Below are 17,792 nucleotides of genomic sequence, written 5' to 3' on the forward strand. Positions count from 1 at the left end.
GCGGCGGGACCAAAATCCCGCCGCGACTTTAAACGGACCTTGTTTCAGGGCTTGATACGGATATGGACACGACAGCCCAGCACGGCATTGCGAAGGAGGAGCCCACGGGTCCTGCCCCGCGCCTGACGCTGTCCGGCGTCTCCAAAAGCTTTCCCGGCGTGCGCGCGCTGCACAATGTCAGCCTGTCGCTTTACCCCGGCCAGGTTACGGCGCTGATCGGTGAAAACGGTGCCGGCAAGTCGACGCTGGTCAAGATCATGACCGGCATCTACCAGCCCGACGCCGGCACGATCAGCATTGACGGCCAGGCCGTCACCCTGCCCAGCGCGCATGCCGCCTTCGGCCACGGCGTCACCGCCATTCATCAGGAAACCGTGCTGTTCGACGATCTGAGCGTCGCCGAAAACATTTTTCTCGGCCATGCACCGCGCACGCGGCTAGGCACCATCGACTGGCGCACCATGCGAAAACACGCGCGCGAAGTGCTCGACACCATGCATGCCGGCCATATCAACGCCGATGCGCGGCTGAAAGACCTCGGCATCGCCAACAAGCATCTGGTAGCGGTTGCTCGCGCGATGTCGATCGATGCGCAGATCGTCATCATGGATGAGCCGACCGCAGCCCTTTCGATGAAGGAGATCGAGGAGCTTTTCCTGCTGATCGAATTCCTCAAGGAGGAAGGCAAGGCGATCCTGTTCATCAGCCACAAGTTCGACGAGATCTATCGGATCGCCGATCGCTACACCGTGTTCCGCGACGGCGAGATGGTTGGCGAGGGCCTTATCAAGGATACCGGCCAGAGCCAGATCGTGCGCATGATGGTCGGCCGCTCGGTCGATCACATCTTTCCGCAACGCAAGGCCGAGATCGGCGCGCCGGTGCTGTCGGTCGCTGGCCTTTCGCACCCGACCGAATTCAACGACATCGGCTTCGAACTGCACAAGGGCGAGATCCTCGGTTTCTACGGCCTTGTCGGCGCCGGGCGGTCAGAGGTGATGCAGGCGATATCGGGCATCACCCGCATATCGGGTGGAACGATCACGCTGGAAGGCAAGACGATCACGCCGAAATCGGCGGCGGATTCCATCGAAGCCGGCATCGTCTATGTGCCGGAAGAGCGCGGCAAGCAGGGCGTGGTGATCGGCCTGCCGATCTTCCAGAATGTCTCGCTGCCTTCGCTGAAGCGCACCTCCAAATCCGGCCTGCTGCGATTGTCGGAAGAAGTCGCGCTCGCCCGCTCCTACACCGAGCGGCTTGACCTCAGGGCCTCCTCGCTCAGCCAGGATGTCGGCACGCTGTCGGGCGGCAACCAACAGAAGATNCAGACGTGTGCTCTTCCGATCTGTCGGTGATCATGGTGTCGTCGGAACTGCCGGAGATTCTGGGCATGTCCGACCGCGTCGTCGTCATGCGCGAAGGGCTGGTTGCGGCGGTCTACGATAATAAGGGGCTGGACGCCGAAACGCTGGTCCGGACGGCAGCGGGAATCGCGGCATGAAGGCTCTCCTTAAATACCGCGAGATCTGGCTGGCAGCGGCGATCGTCGTTTTGATTGCTCTGATCTCGACGCGTTTCCCGGCCTTTGCCGACCCCGGCAATCTCGCCCAGGTGTTCAACGACACCTCGATCCTGATGATCCTGGCGCTGGGACAGATGGTCGTCATCCTGACCCGCTCGATCGACCTGTCGATGGCCTCCAACCTGTGCTTCACCGGCATGGTGGTGGCGATGCTGAACGCCGCGCATCCGGCGATCCCTATCCCGCTGCTGATCGTCATTGCGCTGGCCGTCGGACTGGTGCTCGGCGCCATCAACGGCCTGCTGGTGTGGCGGCTGAACATACCTTCGATCGTGGTGACATTGGGCACGCTCACCATCTATCGCGGCGCCACCTTCGTCCTGTCCGGCGGCGCATGGGTCAATGCCGACAAGATGAGCCCTGAGTTCATCGGCTTCCAGCGCGCAGCTTTCCTGGGCATTCCGGTTCTGTCCTGGATCGCCATACTGGTCATCGCGCTGTTCTTCGTGGTGATGACGCGAACCGCGCTTGGCCGTTCGATCTATGCCATCGGCGTCAACCCGACGGCGTCGGTCTATGCCGGCATCGATATCGGCCGAACCAAATTCATCGTCTTCTGCATTTCCGGCATGATCGGCGGGCTCGCCGGTTATCTCTGGATTTCGCGTTATGTCATCGCCTCGGTCGAGGTCGCCAATGGCTATGAACTCAATATCATCGCCGCCTGCGTCATCGGCGGCATTTCGATTGCCGGCGGCATCGGCTCGGTCGGGGGCGCGGTGTTAGGGGCGCTGTTCCTCGGCATCATTTCCAACGCGCTGCCCGTCATCAACATCTCGCCCTTCTGGCAGATGGCGATTTCAGGCAGCGCCATCATCCTGGCCGTCGTGCTCAACGCGCGTGGCGAACGTCAGCAGGGGCGGATTATCCTGAGGAAAGCGGAAGCGGCATGACCGACACCCCCGCCCCGCGCCACATTCCCGACCGGCTCGACAAGCCGCTCTCCTCGGCGATCTTTTCCTGGGAGGCGCTGCTGGTCGTCGTGGCGGTCGCCATCTTCGCCATCAACAGTTTCGCCTCGCCCTATTTCCTCGACGCCTACTCCCTGTCGGATCTGACTTTCAATTTCACCGAGAAAGGCCTGATCGCCTTCGCGATGGCGCTGCTGATCATTTCGGGCGAGATCGACCTGTCGGTCGCCGCCATCATCGCGCTCGCCTCGACCATGATGGGCATGGCGGTGCAGGCCGGCGCCGACACGCCGGTGCTGGTGGCTATCGGCATCGTCGTCGGGCTCGGTTGCGGCGCCTTCAACGGGCTCCTGGTGACAAGGCTCGGCCTGCCCTCCATCGTCGTCACCATCGGCACGATGAGCCTGTTTCGCGGCATCGCCTTCATCATCCTGGGCGATCAGGCCTACAAAGGCTATCCCGAGAGTTTTGCTTTCTTCGGCCAGGGTTACGTCTGGTGGGTGGTGTCGTTCGAACTGGTGCTCTTCCTCATCGCGGCCGTCGCCTACTGGTTCCTGCTGCATCGCACCAGCTTCGGCCGCCGTGTCTTTGCCACCGGCAACAATCCGGTCGCGGCACAGTTTTCCGGCGTTCGCGTCGGCCGCATCAAATTCATCCTGTTTTGCCTGACAGGGCTGATGGCCGGCATCGCCTCGGTGCTGATCACCTCGCGGCTCGGCTCGACGCGACCGTCCATCGCGCAGGGTTACGAGCTTGAGGTCATCACCATGGTGGTGCTGGGCGGCGTCAGCATTCTGGGCGGCTCCGGCAGCATTGTTGGCGTCGTGCTCGCCGCCTTTATCATGGGGCTGGTGACCTTCGGCCTCGGCCTGCTCAACGTGCCCGGCATCGTCATGTCGATCTTCATCGGCCTGCTCTTGATCGTCGTCATCGCGCTGCCGATCGTCTGGCGGCGGCTGCGTGGTAACGGCTGATGCCTGAGAAATACGCCTTCAAGATGCAGCTCAAACCCGGCATGAAAGCCGAGTACAAAAAGCGCCACGATGAGATCTGGCCGTCGCTGGTGGCGCTGCTGAGAGAGGCCGGCGTCGCCGATTATTCGATCCATCTCGATGAAGACACCAACATCCTGTTCGGCGTGCTGTGGCGGCGCGACGACCATGGCATGGCCGACCTGCCGAAGCACCCGGTGATGCAGCGCTGGTGGGCGCACATGGCCGACATCATGGAGACCAGGCCGGACAACCAACCGGTGGCCATCCCCCTGGAAACAATGTTCCATTTGGCATGAGTGGGCTGCGCCATATCGCCGTCATCGACATCGGCAAGACCAACGCCAAGGTGGCGCTGGTCGATCTCGTCACGCTGAGCGAGGTGGGGTTGCGCCGCATGGCGAACGCGCCGCTGCGACAAGCGCCCTATCCGCATCACGATGTCGAGGCGCTGTGGACGTTCATCCTCAACAGCCTTGCCAGCCTCAACCGCGAACAGCGTATCGACGCGATTTCGATCACCACGCATGGTGCGACCGGCGTGCTGGTCGACGCCGCGGGCGAACTGGTGCTGCCGGTGCTTGACTACGAGTTCGACGGCCCCGACCGGCTGGCGGCGGAGTATGACGCTGTCCGAGCGCCCTTCGCCAAAACCGGTACGCCGCGCCTGCCGGTCGGCCTCAATCTCGGTGCGCAATTCTTCTGGCTTGAGAAGCGTTTCCCCACCGAATTCGCCAAGGCCGCCGCGATGCTGATGTATCCGCAATACTGGGCGCTGCGCCTGACCGGCGTGGCCGCCAACGAGGTGACCTCGCTCGGCTGCCACACCGATCTGTGGAGCCCTTGGGAGGCGGACTTTTCCTCGATGGTCGACAGGCTGGATTGGCGCAGGCTGATGGCGCCGGTGCGGCCGGCCAGGGACCAGCTCGGCCCGATCCTGCCTCCGCTTGCCGCGCGCACCGGGCTCGATCCGCAGACGCCGGTATTCTGTGGCCTGCACGATTCCAACGCCTCGCTATTGCCGCATCTTCTGTCCGACGAGCCGCCCTTCTCGGTCGTCTCGACCGGCACCTGGGTGGTCTCGATGGCGGTCGGCGGCAGAGAGATTGCGCTCGATGCTGCGCGCGACACGCTGGTCAATGTCAGCGCGCTTGGCGCTCCCGTCCCCTCGGCGCGGTTCATGGGTGGCCGCGAGTTTTCCCAGCTGACCAAGGACAAGCCGCAGGACTGCAGCGGCAGCGAGGTGCTGGCCGTTCTGACAAAAAAGATGCTGCTTTTGCCTTCTACCCAGCAGGGATCAGGTCCGTTCCCGCACCATGCCGCGGCATGGCTTGGTGCCGAGGGCATCAGCAAAGGCGAGCGGTTCGCCGCCATTTCCTTCTATCTGGCACTGATGACGGCGACCTGCCTCGAGCTGATCGGCGCCGACGGCCCGACCACCGTGGAAGGACCGTTTGCTCGCAACCGGCTCTTTGTCGGCATGCTGGCGGCAGCGACCGCGCGCATCGTCATCGCCTCCGAGGCGGCCACCGGCACCAGCATCGGCGCGGCACTGCTCGCATCCGATCAGCCAGTGACGCACGGCAAGGGCGAAAGAATTGAGCCGCAGACCGACCCGGTCTGGGCGGCCTATGTCACCGCGTGGCGCGCGGCAGTCGACGCGCAAGGCTGATCACAAAATCCGCTTCCCAAAGGCCGACATGACGAAGTTGACGGCGTCGGCGCCGATCCGCGGCTCCAGACCGGCGGTCAGCCCGGAAACATCCATCGACAGCAGACCGCCGGACAGCGAGATCGCCTCCATTGCCTGATGCGTCTCGCGCACCGTCAGCCCGCCCGAGCCCGCAGCCCAGCCGGTAAATTCGGTCGCCGTCGGCGAATAGCTGACGTGAAAGCCCTGCGTGCCCGACGTCGCGATGCGGATCGCCTCATGCATGAGGTCGCGCATGCCCATGGCGTCGATGTCGGTCATGGTGAAGGCCGAGACACGCGAATCCTTGAGCACCCTTGCCTCCGCCGGATCGGCATGGCGCAGGCCCACGATGACGACATTTTCCGGCGACAGCTGCGGCTGCAGCGCGCCGGGCTTGTGATCGAGACCGAGCGCGCGGGCCAGCACCGAGACTTCAGGCATGTCTTCGGCCTCCTCGTCCTCGGGCATCAGGGCGGCGAGGGAATCGATCCAGATCAGGCCAAAGGAATGCGTCGCCCGCGCCGTTGCGGTCAGCGCCTTGTGGGCGATACGGCGATCTGCGCCGGCGGCGAGACGGACGAGGCCCGAGGGCGGCCGCTCGACGTCGGCGAGTTCGACCACGTCGAAATTCATTGCCTCCAGCCGCGCGCCGGTTCCCTCGCGGGCGATAATCCCGCCGGCTTCCGGTTCGGCCGAGATCGACACCATCTTGCGGCCGGAGAAATCCGCGACGTCGTGCATCGGCGCCTTCTCGACATATTCCGAGGTCATCGCCAGAAGCATGGCGCCATAATTCATGCGGAAGGCGACGCGGTCGCCGACGGTGGGTCGCGGATCGGCATCCTGCACATCGAGCAGCAGATGGTCGCTGGAAGCGCCGAGCACCCTCACCCCTTTGGCGATCGGCGTCAGCCCTTCCACCAGCACGTCCTCGCGGCCTATATTGGCGATGGCGCGCAGCCGGTCGCCCTCGTCGGCAAAGACCGGCTGGTTGCCGAAGGCGTCGTAGCCGGATGTGCCGATCGGCCGCGAAGGCTTGAGTTTGACCTCGATGATGTCGCTGGTCAGCCGGCAGGCATCGGGTTCGAGTTCGGGCCACGGCACGTCGCGAAAGGTTTCGACACCGCCTTGCAGGATCGCCTCGCCCACGCGCAGATTGTTGATGCCGGGCGGCAGCTTGCCTTCGAGCAGCAGCGTCAGCGATGACGAGGCGCCGCCGGAAATGAAGTCGAGGCTTTTGCCGGACAGGCGCTCAGTCTTGTAGGCATGGGCGACGAGTTGGCCAAGGTTCTCCGGGGTCGGCATTATGGCGCCGAAGCAGCCGAGATTGGTGCCGATGCCGGCGATGCGCACGCCCTTGAATTCCAGGATCTGCTCGACGGTGGGGATCAGGTCGCTTGGCCAGATGCCTTCGCGGAGATCGCCGAGATCGATCATCAGCATGATGTCGTGGACGCGGCCCATGCGCTCGGCAATGCGCGATATCTCGCGGATGGTGGTCAGTTCCGACTGCAGGCTGATGTCGACGGTGCGCACGACCTCCTCGACGCGCGCCATGGGCGGGCTGCGCAGCAGCATGACCGGCGCATTGATGCCGCTGTCGCGCAGCCGCCGAATGTTCTCAAAACGCGATTCCGCGATGCCGGCAACACCGCCGCGCAGCATGGCCCGCGCCACCTGCGGCATGCCGCATGTGCCCTTGGTGACACCGAATACCTTGATATCAGACAATGCGCAGCGTTCGACGATGGTGCGGGCGTTGCGCTCGATGCGGCCAAGGTCGATAGCGACTTGCGGTCCCGACATCGCTCAGCTCCCGTAGACCAGCCCTTGGGGGTCGATCTCCGGCTTGCGGCCGGCGACGAGGTCGGCCAGGAACTTGCCCGAGCCGCAGGCCATCGTCCAGCCGACATGGCCATGCCCAGTGTCGAGATAGAGGTTGCGATATTTGGCCTGACCGATGACCGGCACCGAGTTCGGCATCATTGGTCGCAGGCCCGCCCAAAGCAGCGCCTTCTTCTCGTCGAAAGCGCCGGGGAAAAGGTCTTTGCCGGTGCTCAGCATGGACTTGAAGTCGCTGGGCTTGAAGCTGCGGTCGAAGCCGGTGAACTCGGCTGTCGAGGACATGCGCAGGCGGTTTCCGAGCCTGGAGTAACCAACCAGCCGGTCCTCGTCGGCGCCGCCCATGGTCGGTCCCTTGCTCTCGTCCTCCAGCGGGATGGTCGCGCTATAGCCTTTAACCGGATAGACGGGCAGGTCGATACCGTAGCGGCGACCGATCAGGCCGCTCTCGGGGCCCATGGCGATGACGACGGCGTCGCCCGTCACCGGGCCGGCCGATGTCATGACCGCACGCACCCAGTCGCCCTCTATGTCGAGCCCCTCGACCGTGGTGTCGAACAGGAATCTGACGCCGAGCTTTTCGGCGGCATAGGCGGCCAGCCCATCGACGAATATCCTGGAATCGCCGGTCTGGTCGATTGGCGAATAAACGCCGCCGGCGATCTTTTCCTTCACTCCGGCGAGCCCGGGCTCAAGTTCGACCAGCCGGTCGCGGCCGACGATCTCGATCGGCAGGCCATGCTTCGCCAGAAACTGGTAGTTGTCGGTGCCGGTGTCGAGACTGTGCTGTGAGCGGAAGAAATAAAGAATGCCCTTCTTGCGCTCGTCATAGTGGATGCCGGTGGCGTCGGAGAGCGCGTTGATGCAGTCGCGCGAATAGAGCGCCAGGCGCAGTTTGACCTGGCTGTTAGCGCGCAGGCGCGCCACCGTGCACTGGCGCAGGAAACGCAGGCTCCAGGCGAGGAAATAAGGATCGAAGCGCAGCCTGACCTTGATGCCGAGATCATGGTTCCAGAGCGCGCGCAGGAAGGTCTTCAGCGCCGCTGGCGAGGCCCAGGCGGTGGCGTCGCCCGGCGACACTAGGCCGGCATTGGACTGGCTGGTGCCGCGCGCCGGCGCCGGATGGCGCTCGATCACGGTGACCTCATGGCCGTCGGTGGCCAGATAATAGGCGGCCGCGGTACCGACAACGCCGGCTCCAAGCACCGTTATCTTCATGCCACCCCCTCTTCGCGGCACAGCGCCTCCACGCCGCACCGCCATTGCTTCAATAGCGCTTCGCCGCGCGCCTTGCGAGCCCTCGGAAGTGCCCGGCTCAGCCCCGCGCGGAGTTCTTGCCGGTGAGGATACGCTCCCAGGCGAGTGCATCGGCGACGATCTGGTCGAGGTCGTCGCGTTGCGGGGTCCAGCCGAGTTCGGCGCGTGCAAGGTCCGAATTGGCAACCACGGCGGCGGCGTCGCCGGGGCGCCGGTCGCCCATCTTGACCTCGAAATCCCGGCCGAAGGCGCGCCGCACGCTGTCAATGACCTCGAGCACCGAATAGCCGTGGCTGTAGCCGCAATTGGCGACGAGGCTGCCGCCGCCGGCGCGCAGCCGCTGCAACGCCAGCCGGTGGGCCGCGGCCAGGTCGCTGACATGGATATAATCGCGCATGCAGGTGCCGTCCGGCGTCGGATAATCGGTGCCGAACACCTGCATGAAGGGGCGTTTGCCGAGCGCGGTCTCGCAGGCGACCTTGATCAGATGCGTGGCGCCAGGCGTCGACTGCCCCGTCCGGCCCCTGGGATCGGCGCCGGCGACGTTGAAGTAGCGCAGCGCCGTGTAGCGCAAGGGATGCGCAAGCGCTGCATCGCGCAGCATCCATTCGCTCATCAGCTTGGACAGGCCGTAGGGCGATTCCGGCGCCAGGCGGGCATCCTCGCGCACCGGCTCCAGGCCGGCGCCGCCATAGACGGCGGCGGTCGAGGAGAAGATGAAATGCGGCACGTCCTCGCGCACGCCGGTTTCGATCAGCGTGCGGGTCTTGGAGGTGTTGTTCTCGTAATAGGCGAGCGGATCGGCAACCGATTCTGGCACCACGATGGAACCGGCGAAGTGGATGATCGCGTCGACCTTGTTATCCCGGATGATCTGGCCGACCAATTCCCTATCGGCGACATCGCCGACGACAAGCTTGGCTTCCGGCGCTACCGCCCATTCGAAGCCCGTGGAAAGGCGGTCGAGAACGACGACGCTCTCGCCGGCATCCAGCAGTTCCCAGACCATGTGGCTGCCGATATAGCCGGCGCCGCCCGTTACCAAAACCGTCATCCGCGTCCTCTTTTACTCATGATTTATCGGAAACTGTCTCAATCACCGCCTTACTGGAAAGCCTGCGGCAAGGCCATTAGAAACGCCTGAATGTTAAATCCGTAACAGTCTCACCGGCCTGTGGCATCGTACGGAAACAAAATTGATCCTCATCAAGGGAATAGGCCACGATCCGGGGTCGTTAGGAACAGGCTTGGGGCGTGGCATTTTGACCAAAACGGCCCGGTGGACGACGAATGGGCCAACGATTATGATCCCGCGCAAAACTGGGAAGGCGACATGAACTATCAGCGGTTCTTCGAGGAAGCGATCGACCAGCTCCACGCCGAGCGGCGCTACCGGGTTTTCGCCGATCTCGAGCGCATTGTCGGCAAGTTTCCGCGCGCTATCTGGCGTTCCAACGGCCGCGCCGAGGAAATCACCGTCTGGTGTTCCAACGACTATCTCGGCATGGGCCAGAACCCCGATGTCATTGCCGCGTTCCAGAATGCAGCCGGCAAGATGGGTTCGGGCGCCGGCGGCACCCGCAACATTTCCGGCACCTCGAACCCGCTCGTCGAGCTCGAGCTGGAACTGGCGGACCTGCACGACAAGGAAGCGGCCCTGGTCTTCACCTCCGGCTTCGTCTCCAACGAGGCCTCGATTTCGACCATTGCGCGGCTTTTGCCCAACTGCCTGATCATTTCAGACGAGTTGAACCATGCCTCGATGATCGAAGGCGTACGGCGCTCGGGCGCCGAAAAGAGGATTTTCCGCCACAACGACGTCGCGCATCTCGAAAGCCTGCTGCAGGTGGCGGGCCGCGAACGCGCCAAGCTGATCGTGTTCGAGAGCGTCTATTCGATGGATGGCGACATCGCGCCGATCAAGCAGATCGTCGAACTGGCCGAACGCTACAACGCCATGACCTATATTGACGAGGTCCATGCCGTCGGCATGTACGGACCGCGCGGCGGCGGCATCACCGAGCGCGAGGGGCTGGCCGACCGCATCGACATCATCGAAGGCACGCTGGCCAAGGCGTTCGGCACGCTGGGCGGCTATATCGCCGGCAACAGCGCAGTCATCGACGCGGTACGCTCCTATGCGCCGGGCTTCATCTTCACCACGGCGCTGCCGCCGGCGATCGCCGCCGCCGCCACCACGTCCATCCGCCACCTCAAGCGGTCGCAAGCCGAGCGCGATGCGCAACAGAGCCAGGCGTCGCGGACCAAGGAGGTTCTGTCTGCAGCCGGCCTGCCGGTGATGGAATCGCCGACACACATCGTGCCGGTGCTGGTCGGTGACCCCGAACTCTGCAAGATGGCCAGCGACCGTCTGCTCGGCGTGCACGGCATCTACATCCAGCCGATCAACTATCCGACCGTGCCGCGCGGCACCGAGCGGCTGCGCATCACGCCGACGCCGTTCCATACCGATGCGCTGATTGCGGGACTGCAGGACGCGCTGGTCGAGACATGGGATGCGCTGGGCATTCCCTATGGCTCCGCAGGGCGGCCCACTGTCACCAAGAGCGACCGGATTGTGCCGCTGCTGGTGCCGAAGTCGGGCGGCTGAAGCCGCCGCCCATTTAACCTCAAACCGTCCTCATCCATCCCGCCAGCCGGTGTGCCGCTTCCTCGAGCTGGTCGAGGCGGCGGTGGAAGCACAGGCGCAAAAACGCCTCTCCACCAGGGCCGAAGGCGGTGCCCGGCGCCAGGCCGACATTGGCCTTGTCGACGATGTCGAAAGCAGCCCGGCGCGGATCGGTGATGCCGTCGACCGTGAAAAACAAATAGAACGCGCCTTGCGGCACGGTGAAGCGCGCTTTGCCGGTTGCGCCTAGAATATCGCAGACCAGGTCGCGCGCCTTTCGCGCCCGCTCAACCTGTTCGACGATGAACGCATCACCGTGGTCCAGCGCCGCGACGGCGCCGCGCTGCATGAACTGGGCGACGCCTGAGGTCGAATACTGGATCAGGTTCTCGAACACCTGCTGCAGCTCGGGATGGGTCTTGATCCAGCCGACGCGCCAGCCGGTCATCGCCCAGTTCTTGGAAAAGGAGTTGACGAACAGGATGCGGTCTTCCGCGGTCGAAATGTCGAGGAAGGACGGCGCACGGCCGTGGCCGTAGTGGAACAGCGAATAGATCTCGTCGGCGATGATCCACAGGCCCTTTTGGCGGGCGAGATTCAGGATCGCCTGCAGCGTTTCCTTATCGGCCGTCCAGCCGGTGGGGTTCGATGGCGTGTTGACGAACAGCGCCTTGGTGCGCGGCGTCACCGCAGCCGCAATCTTGTCGACATCGCAGGACCAGCCATTGCCCGACTGGTCGAGCGTGACCGCAACCGGGGTAGCGCTGGAAATACCGGCGGCGGCGGCGAAATTCGGCCAGGCCGGGGAGAGATAGACCACCTCGTCGCCGCTGCCGGCGACCGCGGCTAATGCCAACTGAATGGCATGCATGCCGGAACCGGTGGCGATGAATTCCTCTTCGGCGAAGCTCTTGCCGAAATGCCTGGCATAGTAGCGAGAAAGCGCTTGCCTCAGCTCCGGAATGCCTTTCTGCCAGGTATAGAATGTCTCGCCATTGGCGAGCCCCTTGGCGGCGGCTTCCGAAATGAAGGCAGGCGTCGGCAAATCGCCTTCACCGGCCCAGAGCGGGATCATGCCCTCGCGCGTACGGCCGTAATTGACGACGGCGACAATGCCGCTTTCGGGGGCGGCCACCGCTTCGGCGCGCAAGCTATCGATCAGGGTCATGAACAGGTCCGTTTTGATGTCTGCTTTGATGCATGTCATTATCCAGAACCGCTGCGCACTTGTGGGCGACATGCATTGGCGGATGCTCTTAGCAGATGCGGCAACAGAAAACCCCGGCCGCGAACGACCGGGGTTTTGGTCCAGAAATCTGGCCTTGTCTATTTCCTGGCGAGGAGATCGCGAATTTCGGTGAGCAGTGCGACGTCAGCCGGCGGCGGAGCCGCAGGTGCGGCCGGCTTCTCGCGCTCGAGCCGCTTGCGCATGTTGTTCACGGCCTTGACCATAAGGAAGATGATGAAAGCCAGGATGACGAAATTCAGCGCCACGGTGATAAAATTGCCGTAGGCGAACACCGCGCCTTCCTTACGCGCGTCGGCAAGATTGGTCGAATGCACTGTTGATGAGAGGCCTATGAAGTAGTTGGAAAAGTCGACGCCACCAAGTGCGCCGATGAAAGGCATGATGATGTCATTGACAAGAGAATCGACGATCTTGCTGAAGGCCGCGCCGATGATGACGCCGACCGCAAGGTCCATCACATTTCCTTTGGAAATGAATTCCTGGAATTCTTTCAGCATTCGACCCTCCTTGTCATGACGGACCGCGCTGCCGCCGTCCCTCCGGCGTCGGCCCGTGCGCACCATAACAAAAACCTGCGGTTGCAACAGAAGCAAAAGCTGGAAAACACCGCTTTCTCCTTACCTTAGGTCACGGTTCGACAGGGCGGCGTCGCGGCTATGCGCCGGAAAGCCGCGATGGACTTGACCTTAGAGCTGTGATTGCCTCTGGGCAGGCCGGGGTGAAAGCTGGCCGAGGAGGATTTTCGGGCCGTGCAGGGCTGGTTCATCGTCATCATTGCCGTCGCCTATGTGACGCTGCTGTTCGCCATCGCCAGCCTTGGCGACCGGCGGTCGACGGCGTCGGGACCCGGCCACGCCCGGCCCTTCATCTATGCACTCAGCCTCGCCATCTACTGCACCTCCTGGACCTTCTTCGGCTCGGTCGGCCTGTCGTCCGAGCGCGGCCTCGAATTTTTGGGCATCTACACCGGGCCGGTGCTGGTGTTCGTGTTCGGCTTTCCGCTGCTCAATCGCATCGTGCGGCTGGCCAAGAGCGAGAAGATCACCTCGATCGCCGACTTCCTCGGCGCGCGCTACGGCAAGAGCTTTGCCGTCTCGGCGATCGCCACGCTGATCGCCACCATCGGCGCGGTGCCCTATATCGCACTGCAATTGAAGGCGATCTCCGGTTCGGTCGGCCTGATGGTCGAGCATTATACGGGATCGCCGCCCTCCTTCGATCCCTTCGTCAGCGACATCTCGCTGGTGGTGGCCATGCTCTTGGCGCTGTTTGCGGTGCTGTTCGGCACCCGCCATGCCGACGCCACCGAGCACCAGGACGGGCTGGTGCTGGCGGTGGCGGTCGAAACCGTGGTCAAGCTCGCCGCCTTCCTGGCGATCGGCCTGATGGTCACCTTCCTGATCTTCGGTGGCCCGGGCGACATGATCGACAAGCTGGCCGAAAACAGCCAGGTGCGGCAAGCCATGGGCTACAACACCTCGCTCGCCACCTGGCTGGTGCTGACTTGCCTGAGCGGCTTTGCCATCATCATGCTGCCGCGCCAGTTCTACGTCACCATCGTCGAGAACCGCGGCGAGGCCGAACTGCGCACCGCGACATGGGTGTTTCCGCTCTATCTCGTGGCGATAAACCTGTTCGTGCTGCCGATCGCCTTCGCCGGCCTGGCGCTGGTCGGCGCCAAAACCACCAGTGACCTCTATGTGCTGGCGCTGCCCTTGTTCGGCGGCCATGACTTCCTCGCCATGGCCGCCTTCATCGGTGGGCTGTCGGCGGCGACCGCCATGGTGATCGTCGAAAGCGTGGCGCTGTCGATCATGATCTCCAACGACCTCGTCATCCCGCTGTTCGTGCGCCGCCTGCTCAAGACCACGACCTCTGAGAATGAGGATTGGTCGACGCTGATCCTCAACGTGCGGCGCGGCGCCATCTTCATCCTGTTGTTCATCGCCTTCCTCTACTACCGCGAAAGCACCAACTCGGCGCGGCTGTCGTCGATCGGCCTGATGTCGTTCGCGGCAATCGCCCAATTCGCGCCGGCGCTGATCGGCGGGCTGATCTGGCGCGGCGCCAATGGCCGCGGCGCGGCCCTTGGCATGGTCGCCGGCATCCTCGTCTGGGGCTATACGCTGCTTTTGCCGTCGCTCTCGGCAGCCGACGCGGACATCGTCGTGCAGGGGTTGTTCGGTTTCGAGGCGCTGCGGCCGCAGGCTCTGTTCGGCACCGTCGCCGAACCGTTGAACCACGGCGTGCTCTGGAGCCTGTCGGTCAACACGCTGTTCTTCGTGCTCGGCTCGCTGTCGCGCGCGTCAGTGCCGCTGGAGCGGATCCAGGCGTCGATCTTCGTGCCGCGCGAATCCGGCCCGATGCCCAGCCTGCGCCGCTTCCGCACCGCCATCACCGTCAACGTGCTGAAGGACACCATCTCGCGCTACCTCGGCGTCGAGCGCACCGAGCGCTCCTTCCAATCCTTCGAGAAAAGCAATGGCGTCTCGCTGCACGGCAATGAGCAGGCCAGCATGGATGTCATCCGCTTTTCCGAGCAGCTGCTGGCGAGCGCGGTCGGCTCGTCTTCGGCGCGGCTGATCCTGTCGCTGCTGTTTCGCCGCAACGACCGCGAGTCCAAGGACGCCTTTCGCCTGCTCGACGACGCCACCGAAGCGCTGCAGCACAATCGCGACCTGCTGCAGATCGCGCTCGACCAGATGGAGCAGGGCATCACCGTATTCGACCGCGATTTTCGTCTGATCTGCTGGAACAGACAATATCGCGCGCTGTTCGACCTGCCCGACGAGATGGGCCAGGTCGGCGTCTCGCTCGACCGCATCCTGCGCCACCTCGCCGAGCGCGGCGATATTCCGGCCGACCAGCGCGTAGCGATGCTCAACCGGCTGACCAGCTTCGTCAGCCCATGGCAGATGGAGTTGAAGACCAGTGGCCGTATCCTCGAACTGCGCTCCAACCCGATGCCGGACGGCGGAATCGTCGCCACCTATGCCGACATATCAGGACGCGTCGAACAGGATTTGGCGCTGAAGCGGGCCAATGAATCGCTGGAGCAGCGGGTCAAGACGCGGACCATCGAACTGACTAGGGTTAACGAGGAGTTGACCCGGGTCAATGAGGAGCTGGCGCAGGCGCAGATGCTGGCCGAGGAGGCCAATCTGGGCAAGACGCGCTTCCTCGCCGCCGCCGGCCACGACATCCTGCAGCCGCTGAACGCCGCCCGTCTCTACTGCTCGTCGCTGATCGAAAAGGCCGGCAAGGGCCCGGCCGGGAAGGCTGCTATCAACATCGAATCCTCGCTGGAATCGGTCGAGACGATCCTGGGCGCCGTGCTCGACATTTCCCGCCTCGACGCCGGCGCGATGAAACCCGATGACAGCGCCTTCCGCCTGGACGGGCTGCTGCGCCAGATCGGCAATGATTTTCAGCCGCTCGCCGCCGAAAAGAAACTCGATCTGACGATCATAGCCTCGTCGCTCAGCGTGATGACGGACCGCAACCTACTGCGCCGGCTGATCCAGAATCTGGTGTCCAACGCCATCAAATACACCCCCCATGGCCGCATCCTGGTCGGCGTGCGACGGCGCGGCGAACTCGCCGAAATCCAGGTGATCGACACTGGCATCGGCATTGCCGGCGACAAGCTGAACACGGTCTTCAACGAGTTCACCCGGCTGGACGAAGGCGTGCGCGAAGCCGAAGGTCTCGGCCTTGGCCTGTCCATCGTCGACCGCATCGCGCGGGTACTGCGGCTCGAGATCCAGATCTTTTCCAACCCGGGCAAGGGTACGCGCTTTTCCGTTATCCTGCCGGTTGCGGCGGTTGAGGCGCCGCGGCGCGAGGTCGAGCCGAAGGCGCCTGCCCGCACCGCGAATTCGCTGGCCGGCCTGCGCGTCATGTGCATCGACAACGACCCTCGCATTCTCGATGGCATGCGGCTTTTGCTCGAAGGCTGGGGCTGCAGCGTCGGCACGTTTTCGGGTTCGGAGGATTTTGGCAGGGCCGATCGTCCCGACATCGTGCTTGCCGACTATCATCTCGATGGCAGAAGCGGCCTCGACATCATCGCGCGCCTGCGTGACATCCATGGTTCGGACCTGCCGGCCGTGCTGGTCACCGCCGACCGCTCCACCGAGGTCCGTGCCGCTGCCGCGGCCATTGACGTGCCGGTGATCAACAAACCGCTGAAGCCGGCCGTGCTACGCTCGATGATGGCCAGGGTCAGGCCGCTGGCGTCGGCGGCCGAGTAGAGTCCTATCTCTTTGTTTTTGCGCAATTCCCAAGGGAAAGCGCTACGCACTTTTCCTGGAATAGCTTTAGCCTGCTGGCTGCAACGGATCGCTGCCGATCTTGGACAGCTGGATCACCGCCTGGGTGCGGCTGTCGACGCCGAGTTTCTGCAGGATGGCCGAGACATGCGCCTTGACCGTCGCTTCGGAGACGCTGAGTTCGTAGGCGATCTGCTTGTTGAGCAGGCCTTCGGCCAGCATGCCGAGGACACGCGTCTGCTGCGGCGTCAGCGCCTGCAGCCGCTTGATCAGGTCGGATATTTCGGGGTCGCGCTCGACGCCGAGGTCGATGCCGACGGGCGCGGCGATATCGCCGGCCAGCACCGTCTGCACGGCGCCGCGGATCTCCTCCATGCTGGCCGATTTGGAGATGAAGCCGGATGCGCCGAGATCGAGCGCGCGCCGGATGGTCACCGGGTCGTCGTGGGCCGACACCACCACCAGCGGCACCGCCGGGTGGATGCCGCGCAGCGCGATCAGACCGGACAGGCCGCTGGCGCCCGGCATCGACAGGTCGAGCAGCACCAGGTCGACATCCTCATTGGCCACGACCAGGGCCTTGGCACTTTCGAAATCACCGGCCTCGTGAATGGCGGCGACGTCGCCGACGCCGGCAAGCGCCTCTTTCAAAGCGCCGCGGAACAGCGGATGGTCGTCGGCAATGACGAAGGTGTAACCCGACGGCAAATCTTCCTCCCAAATCCCGTTGTTGCCCAAACTTCGTTATCGATTGACGGCTTTCCGGGATCGGACGATTATGCGGCGAAGCGCTTTGTTTTCAAGCGGCAATGGCCGGACGGCACTTTGCGCCGGGCAGCTCAGGTCTTTTGCGAGTTGAGCTTGGCGCCGTCGCCATTGTCCTTGTCCAACTCCTTGACGATGCCCATGAAGCCGCGCAGCATGCGCTCCATATAGCTCATCGTCTTGTCGAAATCCTCTTCGCTCGGCAATTTCGACTCGAGACGGGCCGACAGCGAATTCTCCAACCTGGCGACGCGTTCGTCCATGGCCTTCATCGAGGCCTGCAAACGCTCGACCTCGTCCTGGAAGGCGGCGCGTTCGTCGGCCGCCATCTTGCAGACGAGCTGGCCGGAGCGCTCTTCGCAGATCGACATGGCGCCGGTCCGGGTGTCCATGCGGACATAGCCGTTGGGCGATTTTTCCAGCCGGTAGTGGTCGGCCTCCTCCGACCAGGCCGATGCCGCGACCAGCGAGACCAGTGCGGCGGGGATCAGTATGTGCTGCAGACGCATGTTCCATCCTCCACGAGCCAGTGTTCGCAACCTATCACAGCTTTGCGCCGTAAATGCGGACGAGTTGCCCTTCCCCGCATGATCGGTTCGGA

13 protein-coding genes and 1 pseudogene are annotated in these 17,792 nt (G+C 63.7%); 7 read left to right on the plus strand and 7 right to left on the minus strand.

Annotated elements, in window-relative coordinates; all coding sequences use genetic code 11:
• Nucleotides 1–62: 62 nt before the first annotated feature.
• The 5 genes and pseudogenes from X733_RS01000000166245 to X733_RS151510 all read left to right on the plus strand — a co-directional run bounded on the left by X733_RS01000000166245 (nt 63) and on the right by X733_RS151510 (nt 5,157).
• A pseudogene (locus tag X733_RS01000000166245) lies at nt 63–1,501 on the plus strand (sugar ABC transporter ATP-binding protein).
• Nucleotides 1,498–2,475 carry an ABC transporter permease gene (locus X733_RS151525; RefSeq protein ID WP_023818767.1) on the plus strand — a complete coding sequence of 326 codons (978 nt, stop codon included), beginning with the start codon at nt 1,498–1,500 and terminating at the stop codon, nt 2,473–2,475. Before X733_RS01000000166245 ends, X733_RS151525 begins: the two are co-directional and overlap by 4 nt.
• Nucleotides 2,472–3,467 (plus strand): ABC transporter permease, encoded by a 996-nt coding sequence (locus tag X733_RS151520; RefSeq protein ID WP_023818768.1) that lies wholly within the window; start codon nt 2,472–2,474, stop codon nt 3,465–3,467. The genes X733_RS151525 and X733_RS151520 overlap by 4 nt, the downstream gene beginning before the upstream one ends.
• On the plus strand, nt 3,467–3,784 hold the full coding sequence (gene rhaM / locus X733_RS151515) for an L-rhamnose mutarotase (RefSeq protein WP_023715347.1): 318 nt from the start codon (nt 3,467–3,469) through the stop codon (nt 3,782–3,784). The genes X733_RS151520 and rhaM overlap by 1 nt, the downstream gene beginning before the upstream one ends.
• The gene (locus X733_RS151510) at nt 3,781–5,157 is read left to right on the plus strand and encodes an FGGY-family carbohydrate kinase (RefSeq protein ID WP_023818769.1); all 1,377 of its coding nucleotides are present in this window, start codon (nt 3,781–3,783) and stop codon (nt 5,155–5,157) included. Before rhaM ends, X733_RS151510 begins: the two co-directional genes overlap by 4 nt.
• Here X733_RS151510 and X733_RS151505 read toward each other — a convergent pair whose 3' ends face one another.
• From X733_RS151505 to galE, 3 genes are all read right to left on the minus strand, one after another.
• Nucleotides 5,158–6,984, minus strand: a complete 1,827-nt coding sequence (locus X733_RS151505) for an alanine racemase (RefSeq protein ID WP_023711396.1) — start codon at nt 6,982–6,984, stop codon at nt 5,158–5,160. It lies immediately after the preceding gene.
• 3 nt (nt 6,985–6,987) lie between these two features.
• Complete coding sequence (locus X733_RS151500) at nt 6,988–8,238, minus strand: D-amino acid dehydrogenase (RefSeq protein WP_023818770.1); 1,251 nt, start codon at nt 8,236–8,238, stop codon at nt 6,988–6,990.
• 97 nt (nt 8,239–8,335) lie between these two features.
• Nucleotides 8,336–9,331, minus strand: a complete 996-nt coding sequence (gene galE / locus X733_RS151495; RefSeq protein WP_023818771.1) for a UDP-glucose 4-epimerase GalE — start codon at nt 9,329–9,331, stop codon at nt 8,336–8,338.
• Nucleotides 9,332–9,610: 279 nt separating this feature from the next.
• Here galE and hemA point away from each other — a divergent pair, with 279 nt between their 5' ends.
• Nucleotides 9,611–10,888: a 5-aminolevulinate synthase gene (gene hemA, locus X733_RS151490; protein ID WP_023818772.1), complete on the plus strand. Its 1,278-nt coding sequence runs from the start codon at nt 9,611–9,613 to the stop codon at nt 10,886–10,888.
• Between the two features lie 19 nt (nt 10,889–10,907).
• Here hemA and X733_RS151485 read toward each other — a convergent pair whose 3' ends face one another.
• Nucleotides 10,908–12,074: a pyridoxal phosphate-dependent aminotransferase gene (locus X733_RS151485; RefSeq protein ID WP_023818773.1), complete on the minus strand. Its 1,167-nt coding sequence runs from the start codon at nt 12,072–12,074 to the stop codon at nt 10,908–10,910.
• A 158-nt stretch (nt 12,075–12,232) separates the two neighbouring features.
• The gene (mscL, locus tag X733_RS151480) at nt 12,233–12,652 is read right to left on the minus strand and encodes a large conductance mechanosensitive channel protein MscL (RefSeq protein ID WP_023681933.1); all 420 of its coding nucleotides are present in this window, start codon (nt 12,650–12,652) and stop codon (nt 12,233–12,235) included.
• Nucleotides 12,653–12,904: 252 nt separating this feature from the next.
• Between mscL and X733_RS151475 the strand changes: the two genes are divergently transcribed.
• Complete coding sequence (locus tag X733_RS151475) at nt 12,905–16,408, plus strand: PAS domain-containing hybrid sensor histidine kinase/response regulator (RefSeq protein ID WP_023818774.1); 3,504 nt, start codon at nt 12,905–12,907, stop codon at nt 16,406–16,408.
• 66 nt (nt 16,409–16,474) lie between these two features.
• On the opposite strand, the gene X733_RS151470 is transcribed toward X733_RS151475, so the two are convergent.
• Nucleotides 16,475–17,134, minus strand: a complete 660-nt coding sequence (locus tag X733_RS151470; RefSeq protein ID WP_023703427.1) for a response regulator transcription factor — start codon at nt 17,132–17,134, stop codon at nt 16,475–16,477.
• A 131-nt stretch (nt 17,135–17,265) separates the two neighbouring features.
• A complete protein-coding gene (locus tag X733_RS151465) occupies nt 17,266–17,700 on the minus strand; it encodes a hypothetical protein (protein WP_023818775.1) in 435 nt (144 codons plus the stop codon).
• Between the last annotated feature and the right edge of the window lie 92 nt (nt 17,701–17,792).

This window comes from Mesorhizobium sp. L2C066B000 (assembly GCF_000502335.1).
GTDB lineage: Bacteria > Pseudomonadota > Alphaproteobacteria > Rhizobiales > Rhizobiaceae > Mesorhizobium.